Below are 15,548 nucleotides of genomic sequence, written 5' to 3' on the forward strand. Positions count from 1 at the left end.
ACTGGCGGCCTTTTCTTATATGCCTCACACTTATCCCGTCCACTCCATAGTCAAACCCCACCTTTCCCGCTACAGTTAATTTTCGACGGCGAGAAAGGAGGCGAAAATGCTCTATATCTTTGATTTAGGTAATGTGATTGTCGATATCGACTTCAACCGTGTGTTCGGGGCGTGGAGCGATCTTACCCGAGTGCCGCTGGCTACGCTCAAGCAGAGTTTTACCATGGGCGAAGCCTTCCATCAGCATGAACGGGGTGAAATCACCGATGAAGCATTTGCCGAAGCGATTTGTCATGAGATGGATCTCCCACTGAGCTATGAGCAGTTCTCCCACGGCTGGCAGGCGATTTTTGTTTCGCTGCGACCGGAGGTGATTGAGATCATGCATAAACTGCGCGAGCAGGGTCATCGTGTGGTGGTGCTCTCTAATACCAACCGTCTGCACACTACATTCTGGCCGGATGAATACCCGGAAATTCACGCCGCGGCGGACCATGTTTATCTGTCGCAAGAGATGGGGATGCGTAAACCGGAAGCGCGTATCTACCAGCGGGTGCTTGAAGCAGAAGGTTTTTCTGCCGCCGATACGGTCTTTTTTGATGATAATGCCGATAATATAGAGGGAGCCAATCAATTGGGGATCACCTCTATCCTGGTAACGGGTAAAGAGACGATACCTCGCTACTTTACGAAGCAGTTATGTTAAAAACCGTTCATCAAAAAACCATTCATCATACCCGGCCACTGGTGGCGTGGGGAAAGCTCCTCTGGCGGCGCATCGACGAAGATAATATGACGACGCTGGCCGGTAATCTGGCCTATGTGTCGTTGCTCTCGCTGGTACCGCTGGTGGCCGTGGTTTTCGCGCTGTTCGCCGCTTTTCCAATGTTTTCTGAGGTCAGCGTTCAGATTCGGCACTTCATCTTTGCCAACTTTATTCCGGCGACCGGTGACGTTATTCAGCGCTATATTGAGCAATTCGTCGCCAATTCCAACCGTATGACGGCAGTCGGCGCCTGCGGGCTTATCGTCACGGCGCTGCTGTTGATGTACTCCATCGATAGCGCGCTGAATACCATCTGGCGCAGCAAACGCGTCCGGCCAAAAGTCTACTCGTTTGCGATTTACTGGATGATCCTCACGCTTGGGCCATTGCTGGCGGGGGCTAGCCTCGCGATTAGCTCGTACCTGCTATCGCTGCGTTGGGCGAGTGAGTTTAATAGCGCGGTGGATAATGCATTACGTATCTTCCCGCTTCTGCTGTCGTGGATCTCCTTCTGGCTGCTCTACAGCGTGGTGCCGACGACGCGTGTGCCGAACCGCGATGCGATTATCGGCGCGCTGGTGGCGGCATTGCTTTACGAGCTCGGTAAAAAAGCTTTTGCGTTATACATCACCGCATTCCCTTCCTATCAGTTGATTTACGGCGTGCTCGCCGTCGTGCCTATCCTTTTTGTTTGGGTCTACTGGACCTGGTGTATCGTCTTGCTTGGGGCAGAAATAACTGTCACTCTCGGGGAATACCGAAAACTTAAAACAGAACAACAAGAAGCAGAACAACTATGATTGCATTGATTCAACGCGTAACCCGGGCCAGCGTCACCGTGGCGGATGAAGTGACGGGCGAAATCGGACCAGGACTTTTAGTGTTATTAGGTGTCGAAAAGGATGACGACGAGCAAAAAGCTAACCGCCTGTGCGAGCGCGTGCTGGGTTATCGCATATTCAGTGATGCGGAAGGCAAGATGAATCTCAACGTGCAACAGGCGGGGGGAAGCGTGCTGGTGGTGTCGCAGTTTACGCTGGCGGCGGATACCGAACGCGGCATGCGTCCGAGTTTCTCTAAAGGCGCAGAGCCGCAGAGAGCAGAAGCGCTGTATGACTACTTTGTTGAACGTTGCCGCCAGCAAGAGATGAACACCCACACCGGACGATTCGCTGCCGATATGCAGGTATCGCTGGTCAATGATGGTCCCGTTACCTTCTGGTTGCAGGTATGAACCAACTTCCAGTAAGACTACGGGCGACAAAAGAGAGTGCTGCTATGTATCATCTTCGAGTGCCGCAAACGGAAGAAGAGTTAGACCGCTACTACCAGTTCCGCTGGGAAATGCTGCGTAAACCCCTTCATCAGCCGAAAGGTTCTGAGCGCGATGCCTGGGATGCGATGGCGCATCATCAAATGGTGGTGGATGAAGAGGGCAATCTGGTCGCGATCGGGCGTCTCTACATCAATGCCGATTTTGAAGCCTCGATTCGTTTTATGGCGGTGCACCCGTCCGTGCAGGATAAAGGCCTTGGTACGCTGATGGCGATGACGCTGGAGTCCGTCGCGCGTCAGGAAGGCGTTAAGCGCGTAACCTGTAGCGCGCGCGAAGATGCGGTCGAATTCTTTGCCAAGCTCGGATTCGTAAATCAGGGCGAAATCACTACGCCCACCACCACACCCATTCGCCATTTTCTGATGATAAAACCAGTAGCCTCGCTGGATGACATTCTGCATCGCGGAGACTGGTGCGGCCAGCTTCAACAGGCCTGGTATGAGCATATCCCGCTCAGCGAAAAGATGGGCGTGCGTATTCAGCAGTATACCGGGCAGAAATTTATCACCACCATGCCCGAGACGGGCAATCAAAATCCGCACCATACGCTGTTTGCCGGCAGTCTGTTTTCTCTGGCGACGCTCACCGGTTGGGGGCTCATCTGGCTGATGCTGCGCGAACGCCATCTGGGTGGCACTATCATCCTTGCCGATGCGCATATTCGTTACAGTCATCCCATCAGCGGCAAGCCGCAGGCGGTAGCCGATCTCGGCTCACTAAGCGGCGACCTTGATCGGTTGGCGCGAGGGCGCAAAGCGCGCGTGCAGCTGCTGGTAGAGTTGTCCGGTGATGACAACCCTGGTGCCGTATTTGACGGGACTTTCATCGTGCTTCCCGCGAAGCCGTTTGGCGCATTCGAGGAAGGGGGGAATGAGGAGGAGTAGCCTCAATCGATAAAAGTTTCGGCAGGGAGGTTAAAACGTTCTGAAAGAGCTTTGATATGTCGAACGGTTAGCGATCTGCGGCCATTGAGGATGTTGCTGATATTGGATTTTGAACCCAGCTCATTGGCTAAATCAGCGGGTTTAAGCCCATTTTGATCCATCAGCGTGCGTAGCATCGCAACGCCGCCAGGCGTATCGTCCAGCACATTATTGAGATGTGAAAATTCAGGAGCATGCTGTTCATACTGATGGATTTTTGACGAGAGTAGCTCAAATAAAGGGTTGTCTATCTGGTCTCGATCAACAAGAAATTCAATGAGTTCCAGTGCCTTAAGGTATTCTCTCTCATTACTCGTCTTTCCCATTAAGGGAATGGACTGCAATGCCAGCATAAAGGCATTCACTAACTCCTCGGCATGTCCATTATTCAGCACCTGAGTATGCCTCATCTTCATTCTTTATGACCTCGATAGAAGTGATTCAGTCTTTCATATTCCAGATGGGTGACAATATGCTTTACGAAAAGCTTCTGCAGCCTGAAATCGATGTAGGCGATGAGCCTCAGATGATTACCGGCGATATCGATGACCCACCATTTGTTTCTGTATTTAAAGTTATCCAGTGAAGTGAGCTGCTCTCGCATTTCGAGCGGTGTATTGAAGCTTCTCTTTTCGAGCACACTTAATAAGTCTGCTATCGCTTGAGCGCAATGCGGAAAATGCTCTATCGCCTCATTGAAAGGCTTTCGGTTGATAACGTGCATACTTCAGTTTCCCTACTGAAGTTTTCAACCTGAAAACAGTGTAGCGCGGAATACGATGTTTTCAAGTTGAAAACAGAGTGAAGTCTGTATCCGGAATTACCTCCCCACCCGGTACGCCACATCTCTCACGGCATCTCTTGCCGCGAGGCTGATTCCACCCAACTGAAAGAAGCCATGAATCACACCAAGATACTGCTGACAGGTGCACGCCACGCCTTGTTCCGTCATTCGCTGATACAGCGCCTTACCTTCATCGCATAACGGGTCAAATTCTGCGGTGATGATATGCACGGACGGCAGGCCGCTGAAATCATCTCGCCACAGCGGGCTGGCCTCCGGATGGCGTCGATCGACGTCCGGTAGATAAATTTCATATCCGCTCAGCAGCGTGTCGCGGGTAATGATGTAATCCTTTCCGTTGCGGACATAGCTTTCGAAATGAGCTGTCGCATCCACCATAGGGTAAATCAGGATAAGTTGTTTGGGTTGCCAGGAACCTGCTGCCTTGAGCCTTAGCGCCGTGACCAGTGCCAGATGCCCGCCTGCGCTATCACCAGCCAGGGTAATATGATTTTTATCTACACCAAATAGCTCGGCATGTTGCCACACCAACTCCGCTCCCCGTTGCGCATCATCATGCGCGGCAGGAAAGGTGTATTCAGGCGCTAATCGATACTGCACCGCAATGACCCGACACCCGCCATACACCGCCAACTGACGCAGCTGATTATCATGCGTAGCAAAGCCGCCGCTGATAAAACAGCCGCCGTGGTAGTAGATAACCGTCGGAAGATGCGCCGGACTTTGTAGTGGCGAATAGACGCGAAACGTCATCTCTTCCAGCTCAATAGTCTGGATAGAGACGAACGGCTCCGTTTCACCCGCCAGGACCGCACTGGCGAGATAGCCCGCCCTCCGGTCATCAATACTCTGCTGACGTGAAGAGGGGCGGCCCGCGGCAATAAACGCCTCAACCTGCTCAGCGATACCTTTTTCCAGCACCATGTTGAAATCCTTTTTGCTGTATGAATGTACAGTTTTATACGCTCGCTTTTGACGGATGGGAAGAGGGGGAAGCGATAAGTATGAATTTTGGAAAGCGGCTCGCAGAAGGGAAATTGAGAGCGCGAGAATGTGGTTTTGCTGATTTTAGGGCGGTAGGCTATTCAATAAATGATGTACGTCAATGGCGTACATTAAAGATTTGTCACTCTAAGCCACTGGCGTATTATTATGATCTTCATCGAAACGGATTTTTTTACTGAAGATGTTCAAAAGCTATTGAATGACGATGAATACGGTCGTCTCCAGGTTTTTCTCACATTGAATCCTCTTCATGGAGATGTCATTCCAGATACGGGCGGTTTGCGAAAAATTCGCTGGATAGCGGAAGGAACAGGAAAGCGGGGCGGTGTGCGCGTTATTTATTACTATCGCGCTTCAGAGAGTGAGATCCGATTCCTGCTAATCTATAAAAAGGGAATTAAAGATGATCTTACCGCCCAGGAAAAGGCGATGCTACGAATGTTAAATGCGAGGTGGTAGATGGATAAAGCGCTGTTCGGGCGGTTAGCGCAAAGCATGGCTCAGATGAATGAGATTGTTGCTGGTGAGCGTAAACCTTCCCGGGTTTTCCACATTGATGCGCTTAAAATTAAAGAGATTCGTCATGCATCTGGTTTATCTCAATCTAAGTTTGCTGAACTGATATCCGTCAGCGTTGATACTCTGCGCAACTGGGAACAAGGCCGCCGTTCACCCACCGGGCCTGCGCAAGCATTGCTACGTGCAATTGCTAACGATCCACAGCATGTTATTCAGGCGTTGAGTCGTTAAGGAAGTGAAAGATATGGCAAGCAGAAAACAGAGGCATTCAGAACTCATGTGAAAGCGGCATAGTGCCGCCTGTTCAGGAGTTTTGTCATGGCCCGAAATCGAGCTGAACGTCGTCATCATAGGGCGAGATTAATAAAAATTCGCCGTCATTATCATACTGCTGGTGACGGAAGTGTTAGAGCGGTTGGTGTATCTCTGCGTACGCCTTGCGGTTGCTCATGCTGGATGTGCGGACACCGACGTTTTCATTTTGGCCCGTGTATGCAGGAAATCCGTGCCCGAGCACGGTTTGCGGATTAAGGATAGTTTCAGCCTGGCAATGTTCAGCAAAGAGCTGCTGGTGGTAAAAATCAGCGGCTTTTTTTGTTTTTAACGCCTGGAATGAAACACATACATCCCGTCTGGAAAGCGGCTCGCAGAAATTAAAAACTCAAAGAATACGTTCTTCTCTTTACTATTTGTCGGAGGTAGATTGCTCATGATTTGATCTTTCTTGATATACTGGAGGTATATATGAGCGTGATGATTGGGCTGGATATGGGCAGAATTTTACTCGATTTATCAGATGATGTGATTAAACGACTGGACGATCTCAAAGTGCAGCGCAACCTTCCACGCGCGGAGCTGTTACGAGAGGCCGTTGAACAGTACCTGGAAAGACAAGATCAGGCGGAAACAACGATTTCCAGCGCACTAGGCTTGTGGCAGGGATGTGAAGAAGATGGTGTTGAATACCAGCGCAAGCTTCGTGAGGAGTGGTAATGACTAATGGATCGGCACTTTTTGACACCAATATTTTAATCGATCTATTTAGTGGGCGACGCGAGGCAAAACAAGCGCTAGATGCCTGGCCGCCGCAGAATGCGATTAGTATCGTCACGTGGATGGAAGTGATGGTTGGTGCCAAAAAGTATAATCAAGAGCACCGTACGCGCGTTGCGATGAGCGCTTTTAATATTATTGGGGTATCACAGGCGATAGCCGAGCGAAGCGTTGCTTTAAGGCAAGAGTATGGGATGAAACTCCCGGATGCGATTATTCTGGCGACCGCGCAAGTACATCGTCTCGAACTGGTCACCAGAAATACAAAAGACTTTAAAGATATCGTGGGCGTTGTAACACCCTATGAACTGTAAATCGGGCGACTCGCGCCGCCCGATAATGCAGAAGGTTTATTCCCCCTCTCCCGGGAACAGGAACGGGTTGATGGAGCTGCGGGCGAACCCTTCTTGCTCCATACGCGCATCCAGCACCAGTGAGGCGAGGTCGTCGGCAACGGCTTCCACTTTCGGGTCTTTTTCCTGATACAAAATCTTCAGGTAAGTGCCGCAGTCGCCGCAGCTTTCCGCTTTGATGGCCGCCTGCTCGTTATCCAAAGACCAGTAGTGCAAATCGCGGCTCTGCTCGCAGTTGCTGCATTTCACGCGCACCACGTGCCACTCGGTTTCACACAGGTTGCAGTGCAGATAACGCAGGCCCTGCGTCGTGCCAATTTGCACCATGCTGGAAACGGGCATTGAGCCGCACACCGGGCAGTACTGGCGCTGTTCACCGTATTCTGCGCGGGCTTTGCCCGGGATCAGGCTGGCCATTTGCGCCCAATAGAGCGACAAGGCTGCCCAGATAAACGGCGCTTTATCGCTGCTCACTGACGCAAAGTCTGACGCAAACAGCGCACTGGCCATCTGCTCCAGTTCTTGCTCAGACGCCTTTTCCAGATTCTCGATAACCGCTAATGCCGGCCCGGTCATTTCCGGTTTCAGCTCGGCAATCATCGAGTGCAGCAGGGTATGCCAGTGTTTATCGCGCGGCAGAACGTGAATATCCAGCGGCGGTTTGCCCTGGTCGTTCGCTTCTTTGATTCGCGCGGTAAGGTCCATCTGTAATGGATGGTCGTACAGCACCACTTCCTGCGCGTGGGCAATCAGCGCGGCGAAGCGCAGGTAATCACCCAGCGGATTGTTCTCGGCCAGCTCGCGCAGACGATCGGCGCGGCGGTTGTAGAGGTTCTTGAGTCTGGGGAATAACAACGGCGGAATATACTCCGCCGTGCGTTTCTCGCTCGAACCCAGCTCATCTTGCGGGATTATGCGAATACTCATTCAGATGACTTTTCCTGTTTCTGGCGGACTTCACGGTACCAGCGCGGGTGATGTTTCTTCGCCCACGTACTGGTAACCCATCCTTCCACCATCGCGGTAATGGTGCCTTTCACCCAAAGGGCGGCGTAGATATGCACCATGATAACCACAATTAACGCTACTGCGGCAAATGAATGCAGCATTAACGCAAATCGGATCACCGGGATTGAGAAAGCAGGCGCAAAGTACGGACGCCAGATAATCACACCGCTTACCAGCAGCAGGACCAGGAAGATAATCGCCGCCCAGAATACGCATTTCTGGCCGAAGTTATAACGCCCGGTGTCACCCACTTCCTCGTTGACGACGATCTTACGAATATTCTTCGCCCAAAAGATATCATCCCGATTGATTAGATTGTGGTGCCAGTAACGGAAAAACATGATGATAAACGAGGCAAACATGATGACGCCCACGAACGGGTGCAGAATACGCGCCAGTTGCGGTGTCCCCATAATTTGCATCAGCCAGTTGAAGGAGGGGAAAAAGAACCCCAGCCCGCTCACCGCCGCCAGGATGAAGCAGAAGGCGGTGACCCAGTGGTTGATACGTTCCGGCGCGGTGTAGCGCACGATGGTGTCACGTCGTTTCATTTGCGCACCTCGTCTTTCTCTTCATGCAGATTGTCTTCTTCCTCTTCCGCACGGTTCGGGCCGACACCGACGTAGTGGAAAATGCTCGCTGCAAACGTTGCGGCAAAACCGACCGCCGCCAGTGGTTTCCAGATACCTTTCCAGAATTTCACCGTAGCGCTGATTTCCGGGTTCTCCGGCAGGCCGTGGTACAGATTCGGCTTGTCGGCGTGGTGCAGCACGTACATCACGTGTGTACCGCCAACGCCCGCTGGATCGTACAGCCCGGCGTTTTCGTAACCGCGGGTATTCAGCTCGGCGACGCGCTCGCCCGCCAGCGCTTTCATATCCTCTTTAGAGCCAAAGTGGATAGCGCCGGTTGGGCAGGTTTTCACGCATGCAGGTTCCTGCCCGACGTTCACGCGGTCAACGCACAGCGTACATTTGTAGACGCGGTTGTCTTCCGGGTTCAGACGCGGCACGTTGAACGGGCAACCCGCGATGCAGTAGCCGCAGCCGATGCACTGTTCAGACTGGAAGTCGACGATGCCGTTAGCGTACTGAATGATAGCCCCTTCAGCCGGGCACGCCTTCAGGCAGCCCGGATCCGCGCAGTGCATACAGCCGTCTTTGCGGATAAGCCATTCCAGTTTGTCGTTCTGCTCCACTTCCGAGAAACGCATCACCGTCCAGGATTTGGCGGTCAGATCCGCCGGGTTGTCGTACACCCCGACGTTACTGCCGATCTCATCACGGATGTCGTTCCACTCTGAGCACGCCACCTGACAGGCTTTACAGCCGATACAGGTGGTCACGTCGATGAGCTTCGCCACTTCCTGCTGGTGGTCCCGCGCCTGAGGCGCGGGGGTGAAACCGTTAGTCGCGGAACGACGGATGATGTCTTGAGATTGATAAGCCATAGGTCGTCTCCGTTACACCTTTTCCACGTTTACGAGGAAGGACTTAAACTCCGGCGTCTGCGTGTTCGCATCACCGACGAATGGCGTTAACGTGTTGGCAATAAAGCCTTTTTTCGCAACCCCTTCATAGCCCCAGTGGATTGGAATACCGATGGTATCAATGTCTTTTCCGTCCGCTTTCAGCGTGCGAATACGTTTGGTGACCACCGCCTTGGCCTTGATGTAGCCACGGTTGGAGGAAACCTTCACGGTATCGCCATGGGCGATGCCGAGTTTATTCGCCAGCTTCTCGCCAATCTCCACGAACTGTTCCGGCTGTGCGATGGCATTAAGCAGCGCATGCTTGGTCCAGTAGTGGAAGTGCTCGGTCAGACGATAGGTGGTGCCCACGTACGGGAACTTATCGGCTTTACCCAGCGCTTCTGCGTCGCCTTTAAAGATACGGGCGGCAGGGTTTGAGATAACGTTCGGGTGCAGCGGGTTGGTCCCCAGCGGCGTTTCAAACGGCTCGTAGTGTTCCGGGAATGGACCTTCCGCCATCTTATCGAGGGCAAACAGGCGACCCATCCCTTCCGGCTGCATGATGAACGGCCCAACGTTGCTGCCAGGTGCGGCGGCACTGTAGTCAGGAATATCCATACCGCCCCATTTCGCGCCATCCCATTTCAGGATCTGACGTTTTGGATCCCACGGATTACCCTGTGGGTCAGCGGATGCACGGTTATACAGAATGCGGCGGTTGAGCGGCCACGCCCATGCCCAGCCGAGCGTATTACCGAGGCCTGACGGGTCAGCGTTATCGCGACGCGCCATCTGGTTGCCTTCTGGCGTCCAGCTACCGGCGAAGATCCAGCAACCGCTTGAGGTGGTGCCGTCATCGCGCAGATGGGCGAACGTACTGAGTAACTGGCCTTTTTCCACCAGCACCGCACCGGTTGCCGGGTCGATAATATCGGCCAGCGCTTTTCCGTTGCTTTCCATCGCCACTTCTTCGGACTTCGGCTCATGCGGCGTGGAGTAGTTCCACGTCATGCTCAGTACCTGGTCCGGGTTCGCGCCGCCCTGTTCGGCATACATCTTGCGCAGACGCAGGAAGATACCGGCAAGGATTTCGCCATCGGTGATGGATTCGCCCGGGCCGTCCGCGCCTTTCCAGTGCCACTGCAACCAGCGGCCAGAGTTGACGATCGAGCCGTTCTCTTCCGCGAAGCAGGTAGAAGGCAAACGGAACACTTCGGTCTGAATCTTTGATGGATCGACATCGTTCGACTCACCGTGGTTCTGCCAGAAGGTAGAGGTCTCGGTATTGAGCGGATCGATGGTCACCAGGAACTTCAGTTTCGACAGTGATGCGACCACTTTGTTTTTGTTCGGGAACGACGCCACCGGGTTGAAGCCCTGACAGATATAGCCGTTCACCAGACCCTGGTTCATCATCTCGAAATATTGCAGAACGTCGTAACCTTTGTCCCACTTAGGCAGCAGGTCGAAGCCCCAGTCGTTCTCTTTCGTCGCTTTGTCGCCAAAGAAGGCTTTCATCATCGAGACGAAGAATTTCGGGTAGTTGCCCCAGTAGTTCACCTGGCCTTCCAGCAGCGGTTTCGGCGTGTTGGCGGCAAGGTAGGTTTGCAGGTCGGTTTGTTTCTCGCTTGGCAGCGTCATGTAGCCCGGCAGGCTTTGTGACAGCAGGCCAAGGTCGGTCAGACCCTGAATGTTGGAGTGACCGCGCAGGGCGTTCACGCCGCCGCCCGCCATCCCCATGTTGCCAAGCAGCAGCTGGATCATCGCCATGGTGCGGATGTTCTGCGCGCCAATAGAGTGCTGCGTCCAGCCGAGGGCATACAGGAACGACGCGGTTTTATCATGCGCGCTGGTTTCTGCGATGTACTCACACACTTTCAGGAAGTCGGCTTTCGGCGTACCACAAATCTGCTCAACCATCTCTGGCGTATAACGCGAAATGTGCTTTTTCAGCAGGTTCCACACACAACGTGGGTGTTGCAAGGTGGTATCGCGTTTGGCAAAGCCGTTTTCATCCAGCTCGTAGTTCCAGCTGGTTTTATCGTACTTGCGTTTTTCCGCGTCGTAGCCGGTGAACAGACCATCTTCAAAGCCAAAATCTTCGCGCACGATCAGGCTGGCGTTGGTATAGGCTTCGGTGTATTCGCGGTTGAATTTTTCGTTGTTCAGCAGGTACAGCATAACGCCCGACAGGAACGTAATGTCAGTACCGGAACGGATCGGCGCATAGAAGTCGGCCACCGACGCCGTACGCGTGAAACGAGGATCGATAACAATCAGCTTCGCGCCGTTGTGAATTTTCGCTTCCATCGCCCAGCGGAACCCTACGGGGTGAGCTTCAGCGGCGTTACCGCCCATCACCACGACAAGGTTGGCGTTCTTGATGTCGACCCAGTGGTTGGTCATCGCACCGCGACCAAATGTTGGAGCAAGACTTGCTACCGTTGGTCCGTGTCAGACACGCGCCTGGTTGTCGACCGCGAGCATACCCAGCGCGCGGGAGAATTTCTGTGTTAAATAGCCGGTTTCATTGCTTGACGCGGATGCACACAGCATCCCGGTAGAGAGCCAGCGGTTAACGGTCACGCCTTCGGCATTCTGTGCAACGTAGTTGGCGTCGCGGTCTTCTTTCATCAGTTTCGCGATGCGGTCGAATGCCTCATCCCAACTGATTTTCTGCCATTTATCGGAGCCAGGCGCGCGATATTCCGGGAATTTCAGGCGGCTTTCGGAGTGGATAAAATCCACCAGGCCAGCGCCTTTCGGGCAGAGCGCACCACGGTTTACCGGATGGTCCGGATCGCCTTCGATATGGAAAATGGACGCTTTAGCGTTTTTTGCGCCATCGCCGAGGCTGTACATCAACAGCCCACAGCCGACGGAACAATATGTGCAGGTGTTACGGGTTTCACGGGTGCGCAGCAGCTTATATTGCCGCGTTTCCGCCAGTGCAACGCTGGGGGCAAATCCCAGCGCTGCTGCCGTGGTGCCTGCCATACCGCCAGCGCAGATCTTAAAGAACTGCCTTCTGCTGACCTGCATGGTTCGCTCCTTGTTTCGACATTGTCATTGCTTGTAATTTTTCTTCGCCGCGTGCGCCGCAAAGATGCTGAATAGTTAGCGTCCTCAGTTCCTGGAGGGCGTTGACTCAGAATACCACAATTTCGGTAGGCTTGTTCCAATGCGGTTAACGGTGGGTGAACAGAATTTGTGCGTATTAACATTGAATTGTGATTTTGATCGCATTTAAAGCGCATTGCGCGCGAAAAATACCATGCATTTAACGTGGTTAACTCATTGGTGGTATTTATCTTTTCCGGAGATTTTCGATACGAAAGGATGAGTAAAACTGAAGATTGAGTGTTATTGCACCAGAAACTTGATCCATAATAAGCCCTGATTCCCTCCGGATGTGATGGAATAGACGCCTCTCCTTTTCCGTCGTTGTTCAGAGTAATTGCCGTGTTTAATGTTAAAGATGAAGTCAAACCATCGTCGCAGCTTATCGGTGCCGTCGAGCGTTCTGTCTTCAGAAGGCCACAGATTATGCAACCTACTCAGGATATTCTTGCTGAAGAAATTCCCGTTGCGTTGGTCTACAACGGCATCTCTCACGTCGTCATGATGGCGACGCCGAAAGATCTGGAAGCTTTTGCTATTGGTTTTTCGCTTTCAGAAGGCATCATTGAGCACCCACGGGAAATTTTTGGTATCGAAGTCACACAGGCCTGCAACGGCCTGGAAGTGCAGATCGATCTCTCCAGCCGCCGTTTTATGGGCCTTAAAGAGCGCCGTCGAGCGCTGGCCGGGCGTACTGGCTGCGGTGTCTGCGGTGTTGAGCAGCTCAATGACATCGGTAAACCCATCAAGCCGTTGCCTTTTACCCAAACGTTTGACCTTTCACATCTCGATCATGCGCTCAGACATTTAAATGATGTGCAGCCCGTAGGCCGCGAAACCGGCTGTACGCACGCGGCGGCGTGGGTCATGCCCTCGGGCGAACTGGTGGGTGGGCATGAAGATGTGGGTCGTCACGTAGCGCTCGATAAACTGCTGGGTCATCGCGCGAAGGAGGGTGACCTTTGGCAACACGGCGCTGCGCTGGTTTCCAGCCGCGCCAGCTATGAGATGGTGCAGAAATCTGCCATGTGCGGCGTCGAGATCCTGTTTGCGGTCTCTGCCGCGACGACCCTTGCCGTGGACGTTGCCGAACGCTGCAACCTGACGCTGGTGGGTTTTTGCAAACCTGGCAGAGCGACGATTTACACGCATCCACAGCGCTTAATGGGTGAATGATTTTTAATCAAAAATTTTGACTAAGACCGGCAAATCATTCCGCTTTCAGTTGGTGATGAATCGACCTATCATTTATCAAATCAAGGCACGGTGCCTTACTCAAACAACTAAGTGAAAGGGTTTATATCATGAAAAGCATCAAAACTTTTGTCGCTGTTATCGCTCTGTCTGCTTCTTTTGGTTCTTTCGCTGCACAGACTGTTACCGCCACGGCTTCTACGCTTGACGGCGCTGAAGCAAAAATCGCCGCTAAAGCAGAACAGGCTGGCGCATCGTCTTACAAAATTACTCAGGCCTTTACCGGTAACCGCGTGCACATGACCGCAGAACTGAATAAATAAGCCAACGTGAGTGTCGAAAGAGCGCCCTTGGGGCGCTTTTTTCTTAATGTATTCCTGCCAACCGCAACAATCCCGTCACGATCGCCGCCGCGAAAATCACCACGATTAACGGGCATTTTCTCCACGCCAGAAATACCGCGAAGCCCACGCCCAGAACACGTGCCAGACCGGCAAAATGATCACCTTCGTAAAAGGTGGTTGCCAGCGCAACGGCAAATAACAACGTGGTTGCGGCATCAGATAACAGCGCCTGAGATCGTTCAGAAAACTGCAAACGCCCGCCCAGTTTCGCACCGCCCAGGCGCATTAAATAGGTACCTGCAGAAAGCAGCGCGATTCCCAGAATAATCAGTGTGGTATCGCCCATTATTTTCTCCTCGCCAGTAAGCCGAGCATGGAAAGCAGGACGGGTAAACCGACCGGCGCGAAAGGTACGGAAGCCAGTGAGATAGCCGCTCCGCTGGATGCGCGGATAAGTGACGTTTTACTTTTCTTCAGTGCCGGAAGCACTAACGCCAGCAGAATGGCCGGGAACACGGCATCGAGGCCAATAGTTTCCGGGGAGGGAAGAAGTTTGCCGACGCCCGCACCCAGAAGCGTTCCCGCAGGCCAAACAAAAGCAACACCCAGCCCGCATAGCCAGAATGCCGCTTTACGTTGTTCTGGGGTCGGTTGTGATAGGCCAAAAACGACACTCTCATCATTCATAATGTGGCAGCCGAGAAAACTCAGCATGCGTTTGCCCACCAGGTCACGGACGGTAATACCAAACGGGAAATGGCGTGCGTTAACCAGCAGTCCCGCTACCGCTGCTGCGAGTGGGTTCCCGCCACTGGCAACGATACCGATAAACATAAATTCAGATGCGCCCGCCAGTACGGTGAGTGAAAGAATCAGCGGTACCCATAGCGGGAAACCGTACGCCATTGCCAGCGAGCCGTAGGAAACTGCGACGATCCCGACCGCAAGACAGACCAGGAAAATCGCTTTTAAGGTGTCACCTTTCAGGCAACCAAAATGTTTTTTGAACATGATCATTGGCTATATCGAACGAATTTCCATTATAATGAACGCAACAGAAGGCCTTTTCAAGATAATCAATTCGTCCGATCAATAGAAAAATGGAGTGGCATTATGACGCAGCCAATCAGCGTGATCGCAAAAAGTCTGGTACGCGAGCGTATGAGGACAGGGCTGTCTTTGGCGGAAATCGCCCGTCGTGCCGGTATTGCGAAATCGACGCTCTCCCAGCTTGAAGCAGGGAATGGTAATCCTAGCCTGGAAACGCTGTGGTCGCTCTGCGTCGCGCTGGATATCCCTTTCAGCCGTCTGCTCGAACCACAAGTGCAGAAGACGCAGGTGATTCGTCGGGGCGAAGGGGTGAAAGTGCTGGCGGAGCAGGCGAACTACCAGGCGACGCTGTTGGCAACCTGTCCGCCCGGCGCACGTCGCGATATCTATCTGCTGACAACGCAGCCAGGCGCGGATCGTATCTCACAACCCCATCCTGTTGGTTCGGTAGAGCATATTATTGTGATGCAAGGTCGCGCGCTGGTTGGGTTAACCGACGCGCCGGAAGAGTTAAGTGAGGGGGATTACATCTGCTATCCTGGCGATCAGGCGCATATTTTTAAAGCGCTGGAGCCTGATACCCTGGCGATTCTGGTTGCTG

The 15,548-nt window shown here is 53.0% G+C and carries 20 protein-coding genes; 11 read left to right on the top strand and 9 right to left on the bottom strand.

The features are described from left to right. Positions 1-106 precede the first annotated feature (106 nt). Genes yihX through fabY form a run of 4 tightly spaced genes read left to right on the top strand, consistent with a single transcriptional unit; the run spans position 107 to position 2,986 of the window. Complete coding sequence (yihX, locus tag NMC31_RS23265; protein WP_253899232.1) at positions 107-706, top strand: glucose-1-phosphatase; 600 nt, start codon at positions 107-109, stop codon at positions 704-706. After that, positions 700-1,566 carry a virulence factor BrkB family protein gene (locus NMC31_RS23270; protein ID WP_253899233.1) on the top strand — a complete coding sequence of 289 codons (867 nt, stop codon included), beginning with the start codon at positions 700-702 and terminating at the stop codon, positions 1,564-1,566. Before yihX ends, NMC31_RS23270 begins: the two co-directional genes overlap by 7 nt. Further along, positions 1,563-2,000: a D-aminoacyl-tRNA deacylase gene (dtd, locus tag NMC31_RS23275; RefSeq protein WP_149464261.1), complete on the top strand. Its 438-nt coding sequence runs from the start codon at positions 1,563-1,565 to the stop codon at positions 1,998-2,000. Before NMC31_RS23270 ends, dtd begins: the two co-directional genes overlap by 4 nt. Before the next feature lie 44 nt (positions 2,001-2,044). After that, the gene (gene fabY / locus NMC31_RS23280; RefSeq protein ID WP_188016886.1) at positions 2,045-2,986 is read left to right on the top strand and encodes a fatty acid biosynthesis protein FabY; all 942 of its coding nucleotides are present in this window, start codon (positions 2,045-2,047) and stop codon (positions 2,984-2,986) included. A gap of 2 nt (positions 2,987-2,988) precedes the next feature. On the opposite strand, the gene NMC31_RS23285 is transcribed toward fabY, so the two are convergent. From NMC31_RS23285 to NMC31_RS23295, 3 genes are all read right to left on the bottom strand, one after another. After that, positions 2,989-3,441 (bottom strand): helix-turn-helix domain-containing protein, encoded by a 453-nt coding sequence (locus tag NMC31_RS23285; RefSeq protein ID WP_495553256.1) that lies wholly within the window; start codon positions 3,439-3,441, stop codon positions 2,989-2,991. Then, entirely contained in the window at positions 3,438-3,749 is a 312-nt protein-coding gene (locus NMC31_RS23290) for a type II toxin-antitoxin system HigB family toxin (protein ID WP_253899234.1), read from the bottom strand. Before NMC31_RS23290 ends, NMC31_RS23285 begins: the two co-directional genes overlap by 4 nt. A 96-nt stretch (positions 3,750-3,845) precedes the next feature. Continuing rightward, the gene (locus tag NMC31_RS23295; protein ID WP_253899235.1) at positions 3,846-4,754 is read right to left on the bottom strand and encodes an alpha/beta hydrolase; all 909 of its coding nucleotides are present in this window, start codon (positions 4,752-4,754) and stop codon (positions 3,846-3,848) included. A 228-nt stretch (positions 4,755-4,982) separates the two neighbouring features. Here NMC31_RS23295 and NMC31_RS23300 point away from each other — a divergent pair, with 228 nt between their 5' ends. The 4 genes from NMC31_RS23300 (at position 4,983) to NMC31_RS23315 (ending at position 6,721) form a co-directional block, all read left to right on the top strand. Next, positions 4,983-5,294: a type II toxin-antitoxin system RelE/ParE family toxin gene (locus NMC31_RS23300; RefSeq protein WP_253899236.1), complete on the top strand. Its 312-nt coding sequence runs from the start codon at positions 4,983-4,985 to the stop codon at positions 5,292-5,294. Then, entirely contained in the window at positions 5,295-5,585 is a 291-nt protein-coding gene (gene nadS / locus NMC31_RS23305) for a NadS family protein (RefSeq protein WP_253899237.1), read from the top strand. A 519-nt stretch (positions 5,586-6,104) separates the two neighbouring features. Further along, positions 6,105-6,347: a ribbon-helix-helix domain-containing protein gene (locus NMC31_RS23310; protein WP_253899244.1), complete on the top strand. Its 243-nt coding sequence runs from the start codon at positions 6,105-6,107 to the stop codon at positions 6,345-6,347. Beyond that, a complete protein-coding gene (locus NMC31_RS23315) occupies positions 6,347-6,721 on the top strand; it encodes a type II toxin-antitoxin system VapC family toxin (RefSeq protein WP_231825851.1) in 375 nt (124 codons plus the stop codon). The genes NMC31_RS23310 and NMC31_RS23315 overlap by 1 nt, the downstream gene beginning before the upstream one ends. Before the next feature lie 36 nt (positions 6,722-6,757). Here NMC31_RS23315 and fdhE read toward each other — a convergent pair whose 3' ends face one another. Genes fdhE through fdnG form a run of 4 tightly spaced genes read right to left on the bottom strand, consistent with a single transcriptional unit; the run spans position 6,758 to position 12,281 of the window. Next, complete coding sequence (fdhE, locus tag NMC31_RS23320) at positions 6,758-7,687, bottom strand: formate dehydrogenase accessory protein FdhE (RefSeq protein ID WP_149464255.1); 930 nt, start codon at positions 7,685-7,687, stop codon at positions 6,758-6,760. Beyond that, positions 7,684-8,319 (bottom strand): formate dehydrogenase cytochrome b556 subunit, encoded by a 636-nt coding sequence (fdoI, locus tag NMC31_RS23325; protein ID WP_149464254.1) that lies wholly within the window; start codon positions 8,317-8,319, stop codon positions 7,684-7,686. Before fdoI ends, fdhE begins: the two co-directional genes overlap by 4 nt. Further along, complete coding sequence (gene fdxH / locus NMC31_RS23330; protein WP_149464253.1) at positions 8,316-9,218, bottom strand: formate dehydrogenase subunit beta; 903 nt, start codon at positions 9,216-9,218, stop codon at positions 8,316-8,318. Before fdxH ends, fdoI begins: the two co-directional genes overlap by 4 nt. Positions 9,219-9,230: 12 nt before the next feature. After that, positions 9,231-12,281: a formate dehydrogenase-N subunit alpha gene (fdnG, locus tag NMC31_RS23335; RefSeq protein WP_253899238.1), complete on the bottom strand. Its 3,051-nt coding sequence runs from the start codon at positions 12,279-12,281 to the stop codon at positions 9,231-9,233. A gap of 462 nt (positions 12,282-12,743) precedes the next feature. Here fdnG and fdhD point away from each other — a divergent pair, with 462 nt between their 5' ends. Continuing rightward, a complete protein-coding gene (fdhD, locus tag NMC31_RS23340; RefSeq protein ID WP_436651087.1) occupies positions 12,744-13,535 on the top strand; it encodes a formate dehydrogenase accessory sulfurtransferase FdhD in 792 nt (263 codons plus the stop codon). 128 nt (positions 13,536-13,663) lie between these two features. Next, complete coding sequence (locus tag NMC31_RS23345; protein WP_108477066.1) at positions 13,664-13,876, top strand: YdgH/BhsA/McbA-like domain containing protein; 213 nt, start codon at positions 13,664-13,666, stop codon at positions 13,874-13,876. A 43-nt stretch (positions 13,877-13,919) separates the two neighbouring features. Here NMC31_RS23345 and NMC31_RS23350 read toward each other — a convergent pair whose 3' ends face one another. After that, positions 13,920-14,243 carry an AzlD domain-containing protein gene (locus NMC31_RS23350; protein ID WP_253899240.1) on the bottom strand — a complete coding sequence of 108 codons (324 nt, stop codon included), beginning with the start codon at positions 14,241-14,243 and terminating at the stop codon, positions 13,920-13,922. Further along, on the bottom strand, positions 14,243-14,908 hold the full coding sequence (locus NMC31_RS23355) for an AzlC family ABC transporter permease (RefSeq protein WP_149464243.1): 666 nt from the start codon (positions 14,906-14,908) through the stop codon (positions 14,243-14,245). Before NMC31_RS23355 ends, NMC31_RS23350 begins: the two co-directional genes overlap by 1 nt. 102 nt (positions 14,909-15,010) lie before the next feature. Here NMC31_RS23355 and NMC31_RS23360 point away from each other — a divergent pair. Beyond that, positions 15,011-15,548, top strand: a 538-nt coding sequence (locus tag NMC31_RS23360; protein ID WP_253899241.1) for a helix-turn-helix domain-containing protein, incomplete at its 3' end; no start/stop codon positions are given.

The organism is Pseudocitrobacter vendiensis (assembly GCF_943590815.1).
In the GTDB taxonomy this organism is placed as follows: Bacteria; Pseudomonadota; Gammaproteobacteria; order Enterobacterales; family Enterobacteriaceae; genus Pseudocitrobacter; species Pseudocitrobacter vendiensis.

What these genes read in the sequence shown, in the direction of transcription:
- fabY (WP_188016886.1), top strand. Translation starts at nt 2,045, where the DNA reads ATGTATCATCTTCGAGTGCCGCAAACGGAAGAAGAGTTAGACCGCTAC.
- fdoI (WP_149464254.1), bottom strand. Translation starts at nt 8,319, where the DNA reads ATGAAACGACGTGACACCATCGTGCGCTACACCGCGCCGGAACGTATC.
- NMC31_RS23315 (WP_231825851.1), top strand. Translation starts at nt 6,347, where the DNA reads ATGACTAATGGATCGGCACTTTTTGACACCAATATTTTAATCGATCTA.
- NMC31_RS23350 (WP_253899240.1), bottom strand. Translation starts at nt 14,243, where the DNA reads ATGGGCGATACCACACTGATTATTCTGGGAATCGCGCTGCTTTCTGCA.
- nadS (WP_253899237.1), top strand. Translation starts at nt 5,295, where the DNA reads ATGGATAAAGCGCTGTTCGGGCGGTTAGCGCAAAGCATGGCTCAGATG.
- NMC31_RS23295 (WP_253899235.1), bottom strand. Translation starts at nt 4,754, where the DNA reads ATGGTGCTGGAAAAAGGTATCGCTGAGCAGGTTGAGGCGTTTATTGCC.
- yihX (WP_253899232.1), top strand. Translation starts at nt 107, where the DNA reads ATGCTCTATATCTTTGATTTAGGTAATGTGATTGTCGATATCGACTTC.
- fdxH (WP_149464253.1), bottom strand. Translation starts at nt 9,218, where the DNA reads ATGGCTTATCAATCTCAAGACATCATCCGTCGTTCCGCGACTAACGGT.
- NMC31_RS23270 (WP_253899233.1), top strand. Translation starts at nt 700, where the DNA reads ATGTTAAAAACCGTTCATCAAAAAACCATTCATCATACCCGGCCACTG.
- NMC31_RS23345 (WP_108477066.1), top strand. Translation starts at nt 13,664, where the DNA reads ATGAAAAGCATCAAAACTTTTGTCGCTGTTATCGCTCTGTCTGCTTCT.
- NMC31_RS23290 (WP_253899234.1), bottom strand. Translation starts at nt 3,749, where the DNA reads ATGCACGTTATCAACCGAAAGCCTTTCAATGAGGCGATAGAGCATTTT.
- NMC31_RS23285 (WP_495553256.1), bottom strand. Translation starts at nt 3,441, where the DNA reads ATGAAGATGAGGCATACTCAGGTGCTGAATAATGGACATGCCGAGGAG.
- dtd (WP_149464261.1), top strand. Translation starts at nt 1,563, where the DNA reads ATGATTGCATTGATTCAACGCGTAACCCGGGCCAGCGTCACCGTGGCG.
- fdhE (WP_149464255.1), bottom strand. Translation starts at nt 7,687, where the DNA reads ATGAGTATTCGCATAATCCCGCAAGATGAGCTGGGTTCGAGCGAGAAA.
- NMC31_RS23300 (WP_253899236.1), top strand. Translation starts at nt 4,983, where the DNA reads ATGATCTTCATCGAAACGGATTTTTTTACTGAAGATGTTCAAAAGCTA.
- NMC31_RS23355 (WP_149464243.1), bottom strand. Translation starts at nt 14,908, where the DNA reads ATGTTCAAAAAACATTTTGGTTGCCTGAAAGGTGACACCTTAAAAGCG.